This window comes from Gordonia sp. JH63, assembly GCF_009856645.1.
GTDB classification, from domain to species: Bacteria; Actinomycetota; Actinomycetes; order Mycobacteriales; family Mycobacteriaceae; genus Gordonia; species Gordonia hongkongensis.
Map to the genome: position 1 here is coordinate 617,596 of NZ_CP047235.1, position 18,466 is coordinate 636,061.

20 protein-coding genes, 1 tRNA gene and 1 pseudogene are annotated in these 18,466 nt (G+C 66.4%); 13 read left to right on the forward strand and 9 right to left on the reverse strand.

The features are described from left to right. Positions 1 to 20 precede the first annotated feature (20 nt). From GR168_RS02760 to GR168_RS02770, 3 genes are all read left to right on the forward strand, one after another. Entirely contained in the window at positions 21 to 464 is a 444-nt protein-coding gene (locus tag GR168_RS02760; protein ID WP_065630527.1) for a metalloregulator ArsR/SmtB family transcription factor, read from the forward strand. Further along, a complete protein-coding gene (locus tag GR168_RS02765) occupies positions 461 to 985 on the forward strand; it encodes an SRPBCC family protein (RefSeq protein WP_159369951.1) in 525 nt (174 codons plus the stop codon). Before GR168_RS02760 ends, GR168_RS02765 begins: the two co-directional genes overlap by 4 nt. Positions 986 to 1,090: 105 nt before the next feature. Next, positions 1,091 to 1,270, forward strand: a complete 180-nt coding sequence (locus GR168_RS02770) for a hypothetical protein (RefSeq protein ID WP_068970217.1) — start codon at positions 1,091 to 1,093, stop codon at positions 1,268 to 1,270. 96 nt (positions 1,271 to 1,366) lie between these two features. Here the strand turns inward: GR168_RS02770 and GR168_RS02775 are convergent, their stop codons facing one another. Continuing rightward, positions 1,367 to 2,209, reverse strand: a complete 843-nt coding sequence (locus GR168_RS02775; protein WP_068970199.1) for an alpha/beta hydrolase — start codon at positions 2,207 to 2,209, stop codon at positions 1,367 to 1,369. Between the two features lie 153 nt (positions 2,210 to 2,362). Here GR168_RS02775 and GR168_RS02780 point away from each other — a divergent pair, with 153 nt between their 5' ends. Both GR168_RS02780 and GR168_RS02785 read left to right on the forward strand, forming a co-directional pair. Further along, positions 2,363 to 2,923, forward strand: a complete 561-nt coding sequence (locus tag GR168_RS02780) for a TetR/AcrR family transcriptional regulator (RefSeq protein ID WP_068970198.1) — start codon at positions 2,363 to 2,365, stop codon at positions 2,921 to 2,923. Positions 2,924 to 3,033: 110 nt separating this feature from the next. Next, on the forward strand, positions 3,034 to 3,750 hold the full coding sequence (locus tag GR168_RS02785) for a mitomycin antibiotics/polyketide fumonisin biosynthesis protein (RefSeq protein ID WP_159369952.1): 717 nt from the start codon (positions 3,034 to 3,036) through the stop codon (positions 3,748 to 3,750). 22 nt (positions 3,751 to 3,772) lie between these two features. On the opposite strand, the gene GR168_RS02790 is transcribed toward GR168_RS02785, so the two are convergent. From GR168_RS02790 to GR168_RS02820, 7 genes and pseudogenes are all read right to left on the reverse strand, one after another. After that, positions 3,773 to 4,927, reverse strand: a complete 1,155-nt coding sequence (locus GR168_RS02790; protein WP_159369953.1) for a hypothetical protein — start codon at positions 4,925 to 4,927, stop codon at positions 3,773 to 3,775. A 108-nt stretch (positions 4,928 to 5,035) separates the two neighbouring features. Continuing rightward, positions 5,036 to 6,301, reverse strand: a complete 1,266-nt coding sequence (locus GR168_RS02795; RefSeq protein ID WP_159369954.1) for a Fic family protein — start codon at positions 6,299 to 6,301, stop codon at positions 5,036 to 5,038. A 304-nt stretch (positions 6,302 to 6,605) separates the two neighbouring features. After that, positions 6,606 to 6,681: transfer RNA gene (locus tag GR168_RS02800), tRNA-Thr, on the reverse strand. 83 nt (positions 6,682 to 6,764) lie between these two features. Then, positions 6,765 to 7,616 (reverse strand): alpha/beta fold hydrolase, encoded by an 852-nt coding sequence (locus GR168_RS02805; protein ID WP_065630522.1) that lies wholly within the window; start codon positions 7,614 to 7,616, stop codon positions 6,765 to 6,767. 60 nt (positions 7,617 to 7,676) lie between these two features. Then, a pseudogene (locus GR168_RS02810) lies at positions 7,677 to 7,784 on the reverse strand (VOC family protein); the annotation flags it as partial. A 108-nt stretch (positions 7,785 to 7,892) separates the two neighbouring features. Next, complete coding sequence (locus GR168_RS02815) at positions 7,893 to 8,345, reverse strand: helix-turn-helix transcriptional regulator (protein WP_065630544.1); 453 nt, start codon at positions 8,343 to 8,345, stop codon at positions 7,893 to 7,895. A gap of 49 nt (positions 8,346 to 8,394) precedes the next feature. After that, positions 8,395 to 8,976 (reverse strand): hypothetical protein, encoded by a 582-nt coding sequence (locus GR168_RS02820; protein ID WP_159369955.1) that lies wholly within the window; start codon positions 8,974 to 8,976, stop codon positions 8,395 to 8,397. Between the two features lie 223 nt (positions 8,977 to 9,199). Between GR168_RS02820 and GR168_RS02825 the strand changes: the two genes are divergently transcribed. From GR168_RS02825 to GR168_RS02850, 6 genes are all read left to right on the forward strand, one after another. Next, entirely contained in the window at positions 9,200 to 10,075 is an 876-nt protein-coding gene (locus tag GR168_RS02825) for a hypothetical protein (protein WP_226512318.1), read from the forward strand. A 41-nt stretch (positions 10,076 to 10,116) separates the two neighbouring features. Further along, positions 10,117 to 11,304: a hypothetical protein gene (locus GR168_RS02830; RefSeq protein WP_238995005.1), complete on the forward strand. Its 1,188-nt coding sequence runs from the start codon at positions 10,117 to 10,119 to the stop codon at positions 11,302 to 11,304. 528 nt (positions 11,305 to 11,832) lie between these two features. Further along, complete coding sequence (locus GR168_RS02835; RefSeq protein ID WP_065630518.1) at positions 11,833 to 12,321, forward strand: hypothetical protein; 489 nt, start codon at positions 11,833 to 11,835, stop codon at positions 12,319 to 12,321. A 649-nt stretch (positions 12,322 to 12,970) separates the two neighbouring features. Next, entirely contained in the window at positions 12,971 to 13,453 is a 483-nt protein-coding gene (locus GR168_RS02840) for an enoyl-CoA hydratase (protein ID WP_083207333.1), read from the forward strand. Positions 13,454 to 13,459: 6 nt separating this feature from the next. Then, entirely contained in the window at positions 13,460 to 14,167 is a 708-nt protein-coding gene (locus GR168_RS02845; RefSeq protein WP_159369957.1) for a hypothetical protein, read from the forward strand. 48 nt (positions 14,168 to 14,215) lie between these two features. Next, positions 14,216 to 14,887, forward strand: a complete 672-nt coding sequence (locus GR168_RS02850; RefSeq protein WP_058251398.1) for a VOC family protein — start codon at positions 14,216 to 14,218, stop codon at positions 14,885 to 14,887. Between the two features lie 124 nt (positions 14,888 to 15,011). Here the strand turns inward: GR168_RS02850 and GR168_RS02855 are convergent, their stop codons facing one another. Next, positions 15,012 to 16,208 carry an NADP-dependent malic enzyme gene (locus tag GR168_RS02855; RefSeq protein WP_058251397.1) on the reverse strand — a complete coding sequence of 399 codons (1,197 nt, stop codon included), beginning with the start codon at positions 16,206 to 16,208 and terminating at the stop codon, positions 15,012 to 15,014. 266 nt (positions 16,209 to 16,474) lie between these two features. On the opposite strand from GR168_RS02855, the gene GR168_RS02860 reads away from it, so the two are divergent. Both GR168_RS02860 and GR168_RS02865 read left to right on the forward strand, forming a co-directional pair. Continuing rightward, positions 16,475 to 17,140 carry a GntR family transcriptional regulator gene (locus GR168_RS02860; RefSeq protein WP_065630510.1) on the forward strand — a complete coding sequence of 222 codons (666 nt, stop codon included), beginning with the start codon at positions 16,475 to 16,477 and terminating at the stop codon, positions 17,138 to 17,140. Next, positions 17,137 to 18,399 (forward strand): MFS transporter, encoded by a 1,263-nt coding sequence (locus GR168_RS02865; RefSeq protein WP_159369958.1) that lies wholly within the window; start codon positions 17,137 to 17,139, stop codon positions 18,397 to 18,399. Before GR168_RS02860 ends, GR168_RS02865 begins: the two co-directional genes overlap by 4 nt. The last annotated feature ends 67 nt before the right edge of the window (positions 18,400 to 18,466 follow it).

The following is an 18,466-nucleotide window of genomic DNA, read 5'->3' on the forward strand; positions in this document are numbered from 1 at the left end:
TCGTGTGTTACCAATAGGGCGTGGACGACTTCGAGGCGATCGCCGACCCGGTGCGTCGTGCGCTGATCGAGCGGCTCGCTCGCGGGTCGGCGCGCGTCGTCGATCTCGCGGCCGACCATCCGATCAGCCGGCCGGCGATCTCGCGTCACCTTCGTGTGCTCGGCGAAGCTGGCGTGACGACGGCCGTCGACCACGGCCGGGAGCGGCACTACGAGCTGGCGTCCGGCGCGCTGGCCGGGGTCCGGGCGTGGCTCGACGCGGTGGACTCGGCGGTTGCGGGCTCGCACGCCGTGGACTCGGACGGCGTGGACTCGGACGGCGTGCAGCCGAGATTCGACGAGCGTCATCTCGACGCGCTCGACCTCGAGGTGCGACGTACCGTGCGCGAGTTCGTCGACGAGGAATCCGCGGACTCCCCTCTTGCACAGCCCGATTCAGGCAGACGACACAAGGAGACAGGATGACTGCGGACATCACGGCCACGGGCCGTCGAGAGGTGCGGGCCGGCGTGCCGCACATGGTGCTCGAACGGAGTTTTTCGGCGCCGGCCGACGCCGTATGGGCGGCGATCACCGAACCCGCGCGCCTCGAACGCTGGATCGGAACATGGGCGGGCGACCCCGTCGACGGGTTCGTCGACTTCCGGATGACCGCCGAGGGCGACGACGTGGAGCCGGAGCGATTCACGATCCTGGAATGCGATCCGCCGCACCGGCTGGTCGTCGAATCGAAGTCCCCGGCCCAGGACGGGGGTGAGGACGTGTGGCGGCTGGAACTGGACCTGGCCGAAGCCCACGGAACGACGACACTGACCTTCGCTCAGGGACTGCCAACGGCCGACATGGCTGAGAACGTGGGCCCGGGATGGGAGTACTACCTCGACCGTCTGGTGGCGGCCGAGGCCGGCCGTGGCGTCGCCGAGGTCGACTGGGACGCCTACTACCCGGCGCTGTCGTCGTCGTACGCGGACATGTTCCGGGACTGATCGGTCGCGCGCCCGGACTCCGATCGCCGGAGGGTGACGCGGGCCTCGACCTATCATGAGGTCACGGTCGCGTGCCGCGGCCGGACGATGAGCGAGGAGCGAGCGATGTCGGACTTCATCCGCAAGATCAAGGAAGATGCCAAGGCCGTCTCGGCCGCCATCGATCAGGAACTGACGGTGCTCGAGGGTGTTCCCGGCTACGACCCCCTCGCCGACAACAGGGACGCCGAGACGTCCGACGAGACCGCCGAGGACGCGGAACGGGTCGACGACGACGCCCGGTAGGGACAGACGGCAAACGGCCGCCGGTTGGAGAATCCATCCGGCGGCCGTCCTGCTGTCACGCGGGTGTGCTCGCTGGGCGAACTCACCCCGGGCCGCTCACTTCTGAACGAACCCCAGCAGCGCCTCGTTCACCTCGGCGGCGTGAGTCCAGAGCAGGCCATGGGGGGCATCGGGGATCTCGACGTACTCGGCCTCCGGAACGGCCTGGTGGAAGCGGCGTCCGGTGGCGTCGATCGGCAGGATGTTGTCGGCCGTGCCGTGCAGGATGAGGGTCGGCTTGCCCGAGTCGCGCACTGCGGCAACATCTTCGCGGAAGTCCTCGATCCAGGCGGGGACAACCGAGTAGGCGGCGACCGGCGCACTGCCGACCGCGGTGTTCCAGTTCGCGTCGACGACCTCCTGGGTGATGCGGGTGCCGAGGTTGTCGTCGAGGTTGTAGAAGTCCTTGTAGAACTGCGTGTACCAGGCGTAGCGGTTCTCCTTGGCGGCCGCCGCGATACCGTCGAAGACGGACCGGTCGACGCCTTCGGGATTGTCGTCGGTCTTCACCAGGAACGGTTCGAGCGACGCCAGGAACGCGAACTTCGCGACCCGATCGATGCCGTGGTTCTTGGCGTAACGGGCGAGTTCGCCGGTGCCCATGGAGAATCCGACGAGGATGACGTCGCGGAGGTCGAGCGTCTCCAGGACGGTGTTCAGGTCCGCGGCGAATGTGTCGTAGTGGTAGCCGGTGCCGACCTTGCTCGACTTCCCGAACCCGCGACGGTCATAGGTGATCACGCGGTAGCCGGCGTCGATGAGCTCGCGCGCCTGCAGTTCCCAGCTGTTGCCGTCGAGCGGATAGCCGTGGATCAGCACGACGGCCTGGCCGGTGCCGTGATCTTCGTAGTACAGCTCGACGTCGGTGGAGTTCTCGGTGCCGACTTTGATGTAGCCCATTGCGATCACTTCTCTCTGTTGAGGCGACCCGATCGGGATCGGAATCGATGCGGCGGGCGGGAGAACGGTCGTTCTCACCGGTGATTGCTACACTAGAGAACGATCGTTCCCCGCGCAACCCCCAGCCGGGAACCGGCAGTAGAGGAGATCGAGGTGACCGACGCCGTGGACCCGCGCGAGCAGGTGGTCCGTGCCGCTGACCAGCTGTTCAACGCACACGGGGTCCACGCGGTGGGGATGGACAAGGTCCGCGATGCGGCGGGGGTGTCGCTGAAGAAGATCTACTCGATGTTCCCGTCGAAGGAGGCGTTGATCCTCGCGGTGCTCGACGATCGGACCCGGCAGTGGAACAGCGGGATCGCCGCGTGTGCGGAGGGGCTGTCAACACCGCGGGAGAGGTTGCTCGCCGTGTTCGACTTCTTGCTCCAGTGGTTCGGCACCGACGAGTTCCGCGGGTGCGCGTTCATCAACGCCTACGGCGAACTCGGGGCCGAGATGCCCTCGGTCGCCGCCGCGGTCCGTGCGCAGAAGGCTGATTTCCAGCGTTACGTCGCGGGTCTGGTGGCGGAGTTGGGAGGCCCCGACGGCCTCGGCGCGCAGCTGTCCATCCTCGCCGAGGGGGCCCAGACCACGGCGGCGATCGCGGGCTCGGCGCGTGCCGCCGACGATGCACGAGCCGCCGCCGAAGTCCTGATCGACCAAGCTCTCCCGTAGTCGATTCCAGAGGGCCTGCGGCCGTGAGCTTCTCGACGGTTGGTGATCTGCCGCCCTTGGTGCGGCGAAAATCGCTCGCGGGAGACGCCCGATGGTGGGAGGCTGCGACGGTGATCGACGTCGACAGGTTCAGCGCAGACGGTTTCCTGAAGATCGACCGTCCGCAGTTGCGCGAGGCCGCGGACCGCGCGCGGGCAGGATTGTGGGCTCAGCTGGGTCTGTCCGAGGACGACCCGGACGCCTGGACCGATCCGGTGCGCTGGGCGTCGGACATGGTGGGGGCCGACCCATTCGGGTTGCTCGCGAACAGTCCGGAGCTGACCGAGGCGCTCGATGCGGTCTGTGGCGTCGGCGGTTGGACACCGCGCGGCGCCCTGGGCAACATACCGGTCCGCTTCCCGCTGCCGCCGACGGTCGATGACCGCGGCTGGCACATCGACGCCAACACACCGCGGGAGGACGGATCGTGGGTGGTGAGTCGACGGCCCCACACCGTGCTGATCCTGACCCTGCTCTCCGAGGTCGGACCGACCGACGCACCGACACGCATCCGGGTGGGGTCACATCGCGACGCAGTCGCCGTCCTCGACGACGACGGGATGAGCCCCTTCGACGCCGGTCCGCTACTGGACGCCGCGAGTCGCGGGCGTCGCGTCGCTTACGCGACCGGCAGTCCCGGTGACGTCTACGTGGTCCATCCGTTCACCGTGCACGCGGCCGACGAACATCGTGGTGCGACTCCACGATTCATGGCGCAGGGGCCGGTGATGCTGACCTCGCCGTTGTCGCCCGACTCGGCAGCACCACTCGGGTCCGTGTTCGGTTGAGCAGTTGATCTACGACGACGGATCAGGCGGCGGATTCCGAGGATTCGCTGCCGGAACCACCGCGGTCGGAAGAATCGCTGTCGTCGCCCGCGCCGGAGTTGTCACGGCTCGTCGAGTCGGATCGCGAGTTGCCCGAACCCTCGGACGGACCGTCGTCGCCCGCTTCGCCTGATTCCGATCCGGTGCCCCCGTCGTCTTCGACATCGGAGGACTCGGTCGGCAAGTCCTGGTCATCGTCGACCACGATGTCCCGCAGGGTTTCCCGGCCCACGTCCCGTGTCTCGACGGTGTCCCTGGGCGTCTCGGCATCGGCTCCGGCGTCGGATGTGGTGGCCCCACGGTCGGTGGTCGGCTCGAGGGGCCGGCCGCGGGGTGGTTCGGTGACCGCTGGCTCGCCGCCCGTGCCGGCGTCGGGACGTGGCGTCTCGACCGGGCGGTCCGTCCGGGGCGGGTCGACCTTCCATCCGATCGACTTCAGGAGCGCCGAGACGAGCGGGATGGTCTCCAGCCAGACTCGAATGCTCCACGGCCCACGGGGATCCGACACCAGCACGATGACCGGCCCGTCGGTACCCGGCGGGGGAGGAGTCAGGCTGGTGCCGCCCTCGGGTACACCGGGCGCGCCGGGCCCGCCGGAGCCCTGGGCGTCGCCGGTGTAGACGACGAACGGACTGTTCGCGTCGAGTCCGGCGATGACGGTCATGACCGCCAGGTTCTGTTGCACCGCACGTTCTTTGAGTTCGTCGTCGAGCTCCGTCGACAACACTGCGCGGGTTCGGGGACCGCCGGCGATGATGGGGCCGACCGAGTGCGGAAAGTCGATGACCAGCGTTCTCGGTGTACCCGTGGAAGACAGGTCGCGTGTCATGGGAGCGGCCGGCCCGCCGGTCGGTGTCGCAGCGACGGACGGGGCGGCGGGGCCGCCGGCGCCCGGCGACAACGGGATCGGTTGGCTCCACCCTGTGGTCGATTCGGTGGCCACCTGGACGGTGTCCGGCGCGGTGAGAGCGTGGACCAGGGTGGTCACGTTGATCGATGCGACCGCGGTCGGGATGACGGTGGCCAGCGAGAGCGCGCCGAGGGTGAGAGAGGCGTTGGAGAGGCCCGAGGGTCGTCGAAGAGGACCGACGCCGTCGTTCTCGACGGCGCGTCGCGTGCCGCACCGATATCCTGCCACCCCTGGGCCCCCTCTTTGTCGATCAGATATTAGACGACGAGTGGGCTGCTCGCTGTCGTCTGAATGACACAAATCGGGACATCTACTCGGAGGGTCAGCTACTGGAGATCACGGTCCTTCCAGATCCAGCAGCGCGGCCACCCGCTGGGTGAGCCGGAAACGCAGCGGTTTCCTCGTGACGGTCTCGATGATCCCGGCGTCGTCCAAGAGCTGGAGTCGCGGTCGGACGAACTGACTGGATCTTCCCAGCACGTCGGCCAGGGTGTTCGATCGGACGGCGCGGTTCACATCGAAGTAGTAGGCCTGGCCGAGGGTGTACAAGATCGCGCCGAAGTCGTCAGGACTTATCGGCGGTGACGACTCGCGGTCGAGCCCTACGCTGAGCGGAAACTGTTCGTCATCAACCAGATCGCGAAGGCGTGCCCTGAGCGCCTCGATCTTCTGCCGACGTTCGGAGAGGTCGAGCAGCAGCCGATGTTGTGCCTCGGCGATGATCTCCAACATTCTGATCAAGAAAGGCGTCAGATCCCCGCGATTCAGTGGATTCTCCACGTCCGCGAACGCGCGATAGTAACGGTCCTTGTTGTCGGCGACGGTCGCCGACAGCGCGAGGCTCGCGTACGGAGCGATCACCTGTCGGAGGTCGAGTGCGAGAAGGTAGCGCCCGGTTCGGCCGTTGCCGTCGTAGAACGGGTGCGTGTACTCGAAGATGAAGTGCGCAGCCACGGCCCTGATGAGTTGGGGGACCGAATCGTCGCGCGCCTGGCTCAGCATCAGGGTGAGCGCTGCGTCGATCGCTGACTCGGGCACGACTCCGGTATGCACGATCTTGGGCCCGGATTCGATCGATACCGGTCCCTGCCGGAACAGCCGCCCATCGGGAGCGTCTTCATCACGGATCTCTCCCGCGGTCACCGCGTCGTAGACAGCCCGGATGTCGTCCAGCGTATGCGGACTTTCGGCCTCGTCGTTGCCGATGTCGAGGTAAAGACGCGCCATCTCCGCGAAGCGCTTGTTTTCGATGGGTTGTCGCGCCCGGACGGCCCTGATCGCAGCACCGATCTCCTGTCGGGTCGAACGGACCTGTTCGATCTCGTTGGTCGCTTGGATTTCGTCGATGACCATGCGATGGAGATAGTGGGTCCGTGCTCGTCCTGGCAGATCTTTCCACTCGGACTGAATCTTCGGCTCAAAGCTCATGATTCGTTCGATCAGCACTGCGATCTCGGGGGTCAGCAGCGCGAACATCGGGTACTCGCCGATCATCAAGTCCCAGCGGAGGGCGGCGGGAGACTCGCGTCGGACCCGTTCCTCAGCGTCGGCGCCGACTTGATCGCGCTGGTGGAAGACGGACTTGAGCGTTCTGTATGACACTTGATCTATCTCCGCATCCATACGCAAAAGCGGGGTGGCCTGTATGGCCTATGTTATACAGAGACGGAGATAGATAAAATAAGGAACAGTCGGAGTGGCCTCTATTGTTCCAATGGTGCCCAGGGCTGCGTTCGCAGGGTCGGTCGACGGGGGTCGCGCACCGCGGGGCTGCCACACGCCCGCCTGTTCATGGTTGAACGAGTGAACTAAACGGCCTGCGGTCAGTGCGTCGAGGCGGCCGCGCGGCGGATTTCTGACGACGCAGGGGTGGGCCAGAACCGAGGCATGAGTGGCCGGGAGGAGATGGAGCCGCCCAGGGGAATCGAACCCCTGACCTATTCATTACGAGTGAATTGCTCTACCGACTGAGCTAGGGCGGCGTGCTACGCGAGGCAGCGCAGACGAGTCTAGCGAGGGTCGGGGATCGAACAAAACTCGGGTCGTCGAAGCCAGAGGGCCCAGGTCAACCCGGGAAGTCGGAACCGCAGACGACCGGCACCCGACGCTGCGGATCGAGTGCGTTGCGGACGAGCGCAGCGACGGTCGGGGAGTAGGCCATCCCGACGTGACCGATCTTCGACGCCGGGCACACGTCCTGGATCACCGTGTTGGTGATGTTGGGGCCGGGCGGCATCAAGGTCACGGTGTACGGCGTCGAGATCTCGTCGAATCGCGTCGCGAGGTTCACGTATCGGATCGAGCGATGCGTCGGACCCCAGTAGCTCTGACCGGGGGCACGGGCCGGTAGGCGGTCGGTGATCGACCCGACGCGGGAGTATCCCCGGTTCGACGCGGACAGCCCGACGATCGTGCCCACCTGTTCGGCGCGTCCGGGCAATTGGGTGACGAGCTGTGCGATCGCGCCGCCCTGGCTGTGGCCGACGACATCGACCTTCTGGGCACCGGTGGCAGCCAGAACCCGTCCGACGAAAGCCGGGACCACACGGGCGGACTGCTCCTTGTTGCCCAGGCCGCCGGTGTTGCCGCTCCAGCTCGTCTGGCCGTAGGTCAGGCTGAACACGCAGTACCCCGCGTTGGCCAGGGTCGGCGCGAGATACGCCCAGTTGGCGCTCTGGTTCATGGCGGTCGCGTGCAATAGCACGACCGGATTGCGTCCGTCCCGGTCGCGGCAGCCGAAGCGGTTGGCGCCGGCGGGCGACTCCGATGCCGGACTCAGGTAGCGAGTGGCGATGGCGGTCGGCGCATCCGTGATCACCGGGAACGGCGCGGCGTTCGCGCTTCCGGCCACGAGGCACAAACCTGCGGCGGCTAGCGCGAGCACAGCCGCCGTGACTCCGGATCGGATGCTGTTCATGGTCGGATTGTCGCCGACGACGCGGCGACGCGACCCGCGATTGCCGGAACGCCGGGCGGTCTAGGCGAGTACCTCGGCCAGTTGCGTCAGGCGAACACTGTTTCCCGACGGGTCGCGGAAACCCGCGTCGATGCCGTACGGCCGTTCTTCGGGTGTCTCGGTGAACTCGGCGCTGGCGATGCGAATCATGTTGTCTTCCTTCGCTTGAGGGATGTTGCGGTGTGAGATCAACGTAAGTCGCTGCGGCCGTCGGGGTCTTCTCCCCGTGTGCTGTCCTCACCTGGCCTCGTCGCGTGTTGCTTCCCTTTCCGGGGATTGCTCGGTCCGGCTCGTCGGCGCCGGGCGCGAGTAGACGCGCAGAACGCACGCCGGTATCTGTGCGTACGTGGAAGCGGGTGGGAACGAATCCCGATATGCGGTCGGCGTCTTGCCGAATGCGCGAGTGAAGCTCGTGGTGAACGAACCGACACTGGAAAGACCCGCCGCCATGCAGATGTCGGCGACGGTACGGTCTGTCGTTCGCAGCATGGCCGCTGCCCGTTCCAGTCGTCGAGTCTGCAGATACGCGTGTGGCGACTGTCCGTATGCGGCTGCGAAGGCCCGCGAGAAGTGGGCGCGGGACAGTTTCGCCGCGGCGGCCATGTCGTCGACCGTCAGCGGCTCGGCGAATCGCACGTCCGCGAGATCCTTGGCGCGCAGCAGGTGACGGGCCGGGTGTGCGCTGGGCATGAATTGATGATGCCCACGTCGACATGTCGTCGTCGGATGTTCGGTGACCTCAGTCGCGGTCGCGTCGCCGGAACTCGACGCCGCGCGGCGACAGTTCGTACCCGACGACGAGGCTGTCGGTCAGCCCGAGCTTCTTGAGCTTGGCGATGTCCTGCTTCAATCCTGCTCGGTCCCTGCCGAGTTCAGCCGCGAGGTCGGTCGACACCACGCCCGGGCGGCGCGCGATGAGGTCGAGGGTTTCTCGGGTCCATGGACCGTTCTTGGACCGGGAGTCCATCCGGTCGAGGCGGGTTCGGATCTCGTCCACGTCCGCGTCCGCGAGATCATCGTCGGCGCGCAGGGCGATCCGTGGGTCCTCGCCGATGCACTGCAGTCCGATGCGGTAGGTCGGATTGTGGACGTTGACGCAGAGGGCGGCCCGGACGGCGTCGGCATCGTCGTATCCTGCACGCCGCGCCTCGTCGCGCGTGATCCGCTCGGGGTCGACGCGTTCCAGCGACGTCACCTCGATGACGTGAGTCAGCGCGATGAAGATCGAGCCGGGATGTATGCGCGGATGGCCCCATCGCCGGAAGGCGAGGTCGACGGTTCCGTCCGCGACCCCGCGGGCGACTGCGGCCGTGAGAAGCACACTCGCGACCCTAGTCAGCGCGACATCTGTGTGCATGAATTCGCAGCGCAGGATCGCCTGTCACCCCTGTGGATGACAGCTGAGAAGGTCCTGAGAGCTGTTGTAGGGTGTCCCGAGGTCAGCGACGGCATATGCCGACGTCATCGGGGGACCCCCTGCGTCGTGCCGTCGTTGAGCGCAACTTCACGACGACATGATCACCGGCCGGGGGGAGGGATCTTTGGTGCCGCCGCGCGCTTCCGCACTGTGGTTCCCCGACGTCCCGCCGTCGCCCGCTTCCGACGCGACGCCAGCCGCCGATCTGGCCGCTCACCTGGCCCGATACCGCTCCGTCGGCCCAGCTCAGGTGGCCCCGCAGCCGTCCGTGGTGGCTGTTCTCGAGCGTCCACTTCCACAGCTCGAGGAGCCGATCCGCCCGGTGGTCGCCGTACCGCAGGTCGTCGCGCCTCGCCCGGCGTCGGAGCTCGACGCGTTCCTGGCGGAGGCGGAGAAGTCGGTCCGTGCGAAGCGGAAGAGCGGATCGGCCGCACGCGGTGAGACGCCCGCACGTCTCGGTTCGCCACTGCGAATCGCAGGTGCGGCAGCAGCGATTCTTGTGATTGTCGCCACAGCCTTGGGTGTGGTCCTGACGCGCGGCGGCGAGTCCGAATCGACGACGGCATCGACGTCCACCGCTGACGCCTCTGATTCGCTGTTGCCATCCACGTCCGCTGTGGCGAGCGAGCCCGCCTGTACGCAACGCCCGGTGGGGGCGGGGACGACGGTGTCCGACGGCGACGATGCCGGTGATCAAGAGTCCGGCGCCGGCGCGATCCGCGCCTTCAACCACGCCTACTACGTTCTGCGCTCGGCGAGGGCGGCACGGGCGGTCGCGGCGCCGGGCGCGGTGGCCTCCGAGTACGTGATGCAGCAGTACATCAACCAGCGTCCCATCGGTACCCGGCACTGTCTGACGGTCGCCGAGCGCGGCCCGGGCGAGTACTCGGTGGTGCTCACCGAACTGCAGCCCGACGCGGCGCCCATCACCTACCGCCAGGTCATCCGCACGACGACCATCGGCGGAAGGTCCTACATCCAGTCCATTCGATCAGTTGAGTGAGATCTCGCCCGCCGTGGGCGCACCAGAGAGGTAGTCGAGTAATGAGTCATAGTCGGGGTCGGCACCGGAAGCGTCGGGTGCCGAGTGGTCCATTGCTGTCGCTGACATCGGCGGTGGTCGCAGCGTCGATCACTGCGGGCGCGGGAGCGGCGTTTGCGGTGCCGGAGCAGGGGGGCACGAGTCCGGGTGACACGGCGCCGGGGCAGGGTGGCACGAGTCCGAGCGATGTGTCGCCGGATGGTGGTGCCGGTGCTGAGGCCACGGTCGAGCCGGTCGTGGTTCCGGGGCCGGGCAGTATTCCGGGGCCGCCGGTGGAGGCGCCTTATCAGGCGTACACCGCGCCTGGGTCGTATTCGTATGACGAGCCCTACACTCCGTTGATCAACAATCGGGTGGCTCCGCGGGTTGCTCCGCCGGTTCGGCCGATCGCGCCGCCGCCGGAGAAGATCCGTGTGGGCAACTTCGTCACCGACATTCCGGAGGGGATGTCGAAGCGTGATGTGAACTCGATCAATGCGTGGTCGGCCTATGGTGAGGCGAAGATCGCGCAAGGTTTGATCTCTGCTGGTGTTCCTGAGGACGAGGCGACGCGTCGTGCTGCCGCCACGATCATCGGTGTCATGGCCGGTGGTACGGCTGGTGCTGTCGCGCTTGGTATTCCGTCGGCGGTTGTGGGCGCGGGAGTTGGTGCGGGAGTCGGGGCGTTGATCGGCTCCGCGTTCCCGCCGCAGCCGTTTCAGACGGGTGTAGGTGCACTAATCGGTGCCGGGGTTGGAGGTGCCGGGGCTGGCGCTGCAGGCGCAATAGTCGGTTTCGCCATCGGTGGGACTGCTGGCGGAGCCCTCGCGTATGCGCTTGGCGCGGGTGACCCCGGCGCGAACCCGGATGAGCCATGGAATCAGAACGGTCCACGGCACGCGCTCCCGCAGCCTGATGGGCCGAATCAGTTTGAATTCCACCTGACAGCAGATCGCGCGCGCAGCGCGGGGTTGCCAGCCGTCGACTATGTCGTCAACCATCGTGGCGACGTTGACGCAAGAATAGGGGCTTCGACCTTCAAATGGTCGGGAGCGCAAGCTCGGTCACCCTATGTAGTGTTCGGCCCGCAGACTGAGAAGTCGGTACGCGACTGGACTCGCGCACAGTCCGACAGCCTGAAGAACGCGGTCCCTGGAAGTGACGTCTTGTGGCCGGCTGAGGTTGGCAACTCTTCAGCCGAACATCACTGAGAACAAGGGCCTTTGAATATGAAACGTCTGTTGTGTGTAGTGATCGGCCTTGTCGTCGTGTCCGCGGGTGTTGTCGTCGGAGTTGGGAAAAGCGATGCTGCACCACAGTTGCCACGCATAGGTATTACCGGCGACACCATGGGAACCTTTGGCGATCATTCCTACTGCAGAGGAGTCCTGCACGTGGGCTTGACTGCCGCCCCATCCAAGCCCGGGGTCGTCCGGGTCACCCTCACGTCTTCTGGCTTCACAGGAAACGGTCCGAGTTGGAAGCGGAAGCCGGTGTGTAAGCTTCTGATCGGCACAGTGCATACGAGCATCGAGGCGTATGCCAAATGGAACTTCTTTAACGCCGATTTTGGACCGCGCCGCGGACAGAAGGTGGTCCACGACATCAGGACCGGGTCCGGTCTTGTTCAGTTCCAGGCCGTCTCGTATGCGCGCAACAACCCCGTTCGCGTCATGCAGTCCTACGGAGTGTCGCACTACATGTTGGTCCCGTAGCTTACGAAGTGAGTTGAGTTTTTGATGTCAAGACGTATTGCAGTTGCACTGACGGTGGCTGTAGCAGCGCTGACCGGGGTGATCGCTGGTCCAGGAGATGTCAACGCGGCGCCCGAACTGCAGAGAATCTCGGTCAGCGGCAACCAATTTGCTACGGTGGGCAACCATTCATTCTGCAACGGTGTACTACACGTCAGTCTCACCGCAGCGCCCAGGGAGCCGGGAGTTGTCCGCGTCTCGCTCACGTCTCGCGGATTTACCGGCCAGGGGCCGAGTTGGAAGCGGAATCCGGTGTGCAAGCTGTTGGTCGGCACGGTGCACACCAGTGCGATTGGGTACGCGCAATGGAACTTCTTCAATGCCAATTTTGGTCCGAGGCGTGGGCAGAAGGTGGTTCACGAGGTCAGGACTGGGTCGGGAGTGGTCGAGTTTCTGGTGTCGACGTATGCCCGTAACAACCCGATTCGTCTGAGGCAGTCGGTGGGCGTGTCGTACTACATGCTGGTTCCTTGACGAACCCAGCGAAAACTGACGATCTAGTACGCCGCACCGCGCCGACAAGATATTCGGTGCGTGCTCACAGATGGGTGGCGCACCGACGCGGGGCCACTTCCAATTTTTGATCCGAATCGAATAGTGAGGGACGAATGAATAAACTCATGGTCTTTATGGTCGTGCTTGTCTTGGCAAGTATCGCTACGGTTGCTGGCGGTGGTCACTCAACCGCAGCCCCTATTCCCCAGCTATCAACGACCGGGAACAATTTCGGCACCTTTGGTGACCACTCCTTCTGCCGCGGAGCTGTCAACATCGGTCTCGATGCGCCGGCAGGGAAGCCCGGCGTGGTTCGAGTAACTGCACGGTCGCACGGGTTCACAGGCGACGGCCCGGGATGGAGGAAGAATCCGAGGTGTCGAGTCCTCTTCGCGACAACGTACACAAGCGGTCGAGGACTCAACATTCAGAAGTGGGTAAGAGCTGGCTTCGGGCCGCGACGCGGTGAGAGCAAGACTTGGGACGTTCATACGGGTTCGGGTGTGGTCGTATTCGGCGTAACTGCCTACTCGGCTAACAGCCCGATCGCCTCACCCCAGTCATACGGGGCGGGTTTCTACCTGTTGGTCCCGTAACTGAGCGCCCGCAGAAGGTAAAGAGGGATCAAATGAAGCGATTACTCGCGACTATTTTTGTCGGACTTATCGTTGGCGCCTTGTGCATGGCGGGCGTCGGTCAGGCGTCCGCGGCTCCGATTCCCCAAGTTTCGACTACCGGCTACAACTTCGGGATATTCGGCGACCACTCCTACTGCCGGGGTGCGGTCAACGCGACTGTGGATGCGCCGAAGGGTAAGCGGGGTGTAGTCAGGGTCACGGTGCGGTCGCACGGGTTCACCGGGGCTGGGGCGAGTTGGAAGCGTAATCCGAATTGCCGAGTGCTGTTTGGGAACTACTACACCAGCGTGCGGGGTTACAACCTGGAAAAATGGGTTACCGCAACGTTCGGCCCGCGTCCGGGCGAGAAGAAGGTTTGGGAGATCAACACCGGCTCAGGTCCAGTCAGCCTTGGGTTCGGTGGGTTTTCGCCCAATAGTCCTGTTCGAGTCCCTTCCGGCTACGGTTCGACCATCTACATGCTCGTTCCCTGAATCCACATGACCAACCCGACCACACCACGCGACGGCGACCCGCAGGCCTGGGCCGAGCGGGCCGTCGTCGTGTGCGGGACAGCGGGAGGCGTTGGCACGTCGGTTGTTTCGGCGCTGCTCGCGGAGCATCGGGCGTCGTCGACGCTCGGGCTGCTCTCGTGGTGGGTGGACGCGTCGGGCAACGACTGCGACATCGAGCTGCGGCTCCGCGGGTCGGGTAACCCCGAACTGTTGCGCACGGCGTCGGGCACGGGTCTGTGGCTTCCGCCCGAGGAGGCGACGGTCACCGACGCCGTCGTCGAGACGTGGCGGCAGGGCGCGGTTCCCGTCGTCGACGCCGGTGCGCATCCGCTCACGTTGCTGCCCGAACTCGCCGAAGACGACCTCCCGAACCTCACCCCGGTGCTCGTCATCGCCGCGAGACCCGACTTACTCAACCGCGCCCGGGTCGTCTTCACCGAATGGGACCGGGCCGGGGTGCTGGAGAAGACGATCGTCGTCATCTCCTCCCAACTACCGGCCACCCATCAGAACGGACTCGCCGACATGCTGGTCAACGTGGTGTCCGGTGCGGTCGGCGGAGTGATCGGACTCGACTACGACCCCGTCATCGGCGCCGGCACCCCCCTGGACCAGGAGGCGCGCCGCGGGTTCCTCCCGGCGACGCACCAGGCGATCGCGACCTTGGCCGCGGCGACCACCAAGAGGCACTGAGGCGCGCCCCCTTTCGCAATCCACCGGAACGGGGCAGCATGGGGCGACATGACCGGGTCCACTCGCTCACCGCTCACCACCGCCGAGGCCGCCGAGATGGTCGCCGATCCCTGGCGTGTCATCGCCGACAGACTCGCCGCCGCCTACAACACCGGATCGATGGTGCGGGGCGGCGAGTTCGTCGCCAAGATCATCGACGCCGCCGAAGAGGCGAACCACCACCCCGACATCGATCTGCGTTACGGCACGGTGCATCTCGTGCTCACCACGCACAGCGCGCACCAGCTCACGGAAGCCGATGTCGCGCTGGCGAACCGGATCACGGGCATCGCCGCCGACCTCGGCCTCGAGCCGGTGTCCGCGCCCGTCACCCAGTTCAACCTCGCCATCGACGCCCTCGACATCCCGGCCATCAGGCCCTTCTGGAAAGCCGTCCTGGGCTACGGCGACGCGGCCGATCGCGAACCTGTCGACCTCGTCGATCCGGCTGGGCGCCTACCCAGCGTTTGGTTCCAGCAGATGGACGAACCTCGTCCCCAGCGGAGCAGGATGCACGTCGACCTGTGGATCCCGACCGACGAACTACACGAGCGGCTGCAGTCGGCCATCACCGCCGGCGGCCAACTCCTCACCGACGAGTACGCCCCGGCCTTCTGGGTCCTCGCCGACGCCGAGGGCAACGAGGTGTGCCTGTGCACCTGGCAGGACCAGAACTACTGATCAATCGGGGTGGTGAGTGACGCCGCCGAACTGCTGAAAACCACCCTCCACAGGCGGACCGACGACAAATTGCCGTCGGCGCCCTCCTGGAGGGTGGTTTTCAGTCGAGATCGAAGCCCTACGGCTAGGAGCAATGCCCCTCGGCGCGGGCGACGTCGGCGACGGCGGCCGCGACCGCCGGGGCGACCCGGTCGTCGAGCGGGCTGGGCACGATGCGGTCGGCGCGCAGGTCGTCGGCGACGACCGAGAAGATGGCTTCGGCCGCAGCGATTTTCATGCCCTCGCTGATGCGTCGTGCACCGGCGTCGAGCGCACCCTTGAAGACGCCGGGGAAGGCGAGCACGTTGTTGATCTGGTTCGGGAAGTCGCTGCGCCCGGTCGCGACGATCGCCGCGTACTTGGCGGCGGCCTCCGGATGGATCTCCGGGTCGGGGTTCGACAGGGCGAAGACGATCGAATCGTCGTTCATCGACGCGATGAGCTCTTCGGGGATCAGACCTGCCGACACACCGATGAAGACGTCGGCGCCGGCGAGCGCCTCGACCGCGCCACCGGTCAGCCCGCGCGGGTTGGTGCGTGACGCCAGTTCGCTCTTCGACTCGTTCAGGCCGTCACGTCCCGCGGACACGATGCCCTTGGAATCCAACACGACGACATCGGAGATGCCCACTGCCAGAAGGATGTTCGCGCACGCGACACCCGCGGCACCGGCGCCGGAGATCACGACCTTCAGGCCGGCGAGATCGCGGCCGAGGTGGGTCGTCGCGCCCTTGAGGGCGGCGAGGACGACGATCGCGGTGCCGTGCTGGTCGTCGTGCATGACCGGGCAGTCGAGCGCCTCGATGACGCGGCGCTCGATCTCGAAGCAGCGCGGCGCGGAGATGTCCTCGAGGTTCACGGCGCCGAAGCTCGGGCGGAGTCGGATCAGGGTCTCGACGATCTCGTCGGGATCCTGGGTGTCGAGAACGATGGGGATCGAGTTGAGTCCGGCGAAGCTGCGGAACAGTGCGGACTTGCCCTCCATGACCGGCAGCGAGGCGCGGGGACCGATGTCGCCGAGTCCGAGGACCGCAGAGCCGTCGCTCACCACGGCGACCAGGCGATCGGTCCAGGTGTACTTGTTCACCAGGGTGGCATCGGTGTCGATCGCACGCGACACCTGGGCCACACCCGGGGTGTAGGCGATCGACAGGTCGCGCTGGGTGTCGATGGGTGCGCGCAGCTCCACCGAGAGCTTGCCGCCGACGTGGGCCAAGAAGATCTCTTCGTCGGTGATGGGGTGGTCGGCGATCGTGGGTTCGGTGTAGGGGGTCTCACCCATACGTGTGTCCTCCGTGCTCGTCACGGGTCCTCCTGAAAAGCCGCGAAATGCGGGTTGCATCGTCTCGCCGGCCACGCTGCCCGCGAGCTAGAAGTGATCCGCATCGACGCGAGCAGGTGGGCTCAGCGGACGCGGGCCGGGCTCGTGCGAGCGGGGTGACGCTCGTTACGGCCGGATTAAGTGTCTCACCGTCTGGGATCGTTCCGGAAGGTGGGTCGGCCCAGGTGAAGTGTCCAATGATCATTGATAAGGTACAACTTGTGTCTATGTTGCATGCGACCTCCGAATCCGCTGCTGAGCGGGTATATGTCGAGGTCAAAGAGCAAATTCTCACAAACGCGATCGCCGGCGGTGAGCTGATCAGCGAGGGTGAGATCGCCGCGAAGTGCTCGGTGAGCCGTACGCCGGTGCGCGAGGCGTTCCTGCGGTTGGAGACGGAAGGCTGGATGCGTCTCTACCCGAAACGGGGAGCCCTCGTGGTCCCCATCGGTGAGCGCGAGATCCGCGACGTCGTGGACGCGCGCCTGCTCCTCGAACGGCACGCGGTGCGTGCGGTCGTGGGCCGGCCGGGCGCGGTGGCCGGACTCGTGCGGAGTCTGCGCGCCAACCTCGACGCCCATCGACGGTCCGACGCCTCGGACATCCGGGAGTTCTCCCGCATCGACGCCGAGTTCCATCAGCTCATCGCCGCCGCCGGCGACAACGCATTGCTGTCCGGCTTCTACACCACGCTCGGGGAGCGGCATCGACGGATGACGACGGCGTCGGTGCACCGGGACGCGAGTGTCGCGGCCCGAATCCTCGACGACCACCGCGCGCTCCTCGACGCGATCGAGTCCGCCGACGCCGAACGTTTCGACACCCTGCTCGCCGGCCACCTCGTCGCGGTTCACGATCTACCCGGGCACGACCTCCCCGGGGCACCGGCATGAGCGCCGACCGCGCGCGCTTCGGATGGCCCGCCGTCGCGCTCGCCGTGTTCGCCACCGCGTGGGGCGGCAACGAATTCACGCCGCTGCTGGTCATGTACCGGCAGATCACCGACATGTCGCCGGTCGTCGTCGACGCGTTGCTCTTCGCCTACGTCCTGGGCATCGTGCCCGCCCTGCTGATCGGCGGCCCGTTGTCGGATCGGCTGGGCCGACGGCCACTCATGCTGCCCGCCCCGCTGTTCGCGGCGGTCGGCTCGGGACTGCTGGCCGCGGGCTCGGAGTCGGTGGCACTGCTGACCGCCGGGCGGGTGTGCAGCGGCATCGCGCTGGGTCTCTCGATGGCCGTGGGGGGGAGTTGGATCAAGGAACTCTCCGACCGCGACGGTGCGCAGACGGGTGCCGGCGCCGGTCGCGCGGCCATGAGTCTCACGGCCGGCTTCGGCGTCGGCGCCGGTGTGGCCGGGGTGCTCGCGCAGTGGGGGCCGTGGCCGCATGTGCTGCCGTACCTGATCAACATCGCCGTCGCGGTCGTCGCGGCGAACCTGATCGTGCTGGTGCCGGAGACGCGTCCCAGACAAGACTCGCCGGGGCGTCTGCGTGACGACCTGCGCATCCCGTCCGCGGGCCATTGTCGTTTCCTGTTCGTCGTGCTGCCACTGGCGCCCTGGGTTTTCGGTGCCGCCGCATCGGGTTACGCGATCGTCCCCGCCCTCATGTCCGCCCGCACCGCGGGAGCGCCGATCGCGTTCGCCGGCCTGTGCTGCGTCCTCGGCCTGTCCGCCGGTTTCGGCATCCAGTCGTTGGGTCGGCGGATCAACCGGCCGGGGAGTCTCCGCGGTGTCGTCGTCGCCTTCGTGGTGCTCGTGGCCGGAATGGTCCTCGCGGCCGTGGCGGCACACGTGCTGACCGTATGGGTCGCGCTCCTGGCGTCGACGCTGCTCGGCTGCGGATACGGCATGGCGATGATCGTCGGCCTGCTGGAGGTGCAGCGCATCGCCGGACCCGACGACCTCGCCGGGCTCACGGCCGTGTTCTACGGCGTGACCTACCTCGGCTTCGGGGTTCCGGCGGTTCTGGCCTGGATCTCGGAGAGCTGGCCGGCGATCACCTACCCGGTCATGTTCGGCTTCGGCGCCGTCGCCGCGATGATGAGCCTGATCGTCGCTCTGCTCGGACATCGTCGCCACGGTGCGCCCGTCGACGAACCCGGTACCGCCGCAATGGCAGGCTCGGCCGCCGGGGCCGCCCGCACACGGTGACGCGTCGTCGATCGACCACCCGGTAACCTGCTGAGAGTTTGATCAGGCACCGCGCAGTGACACCGCG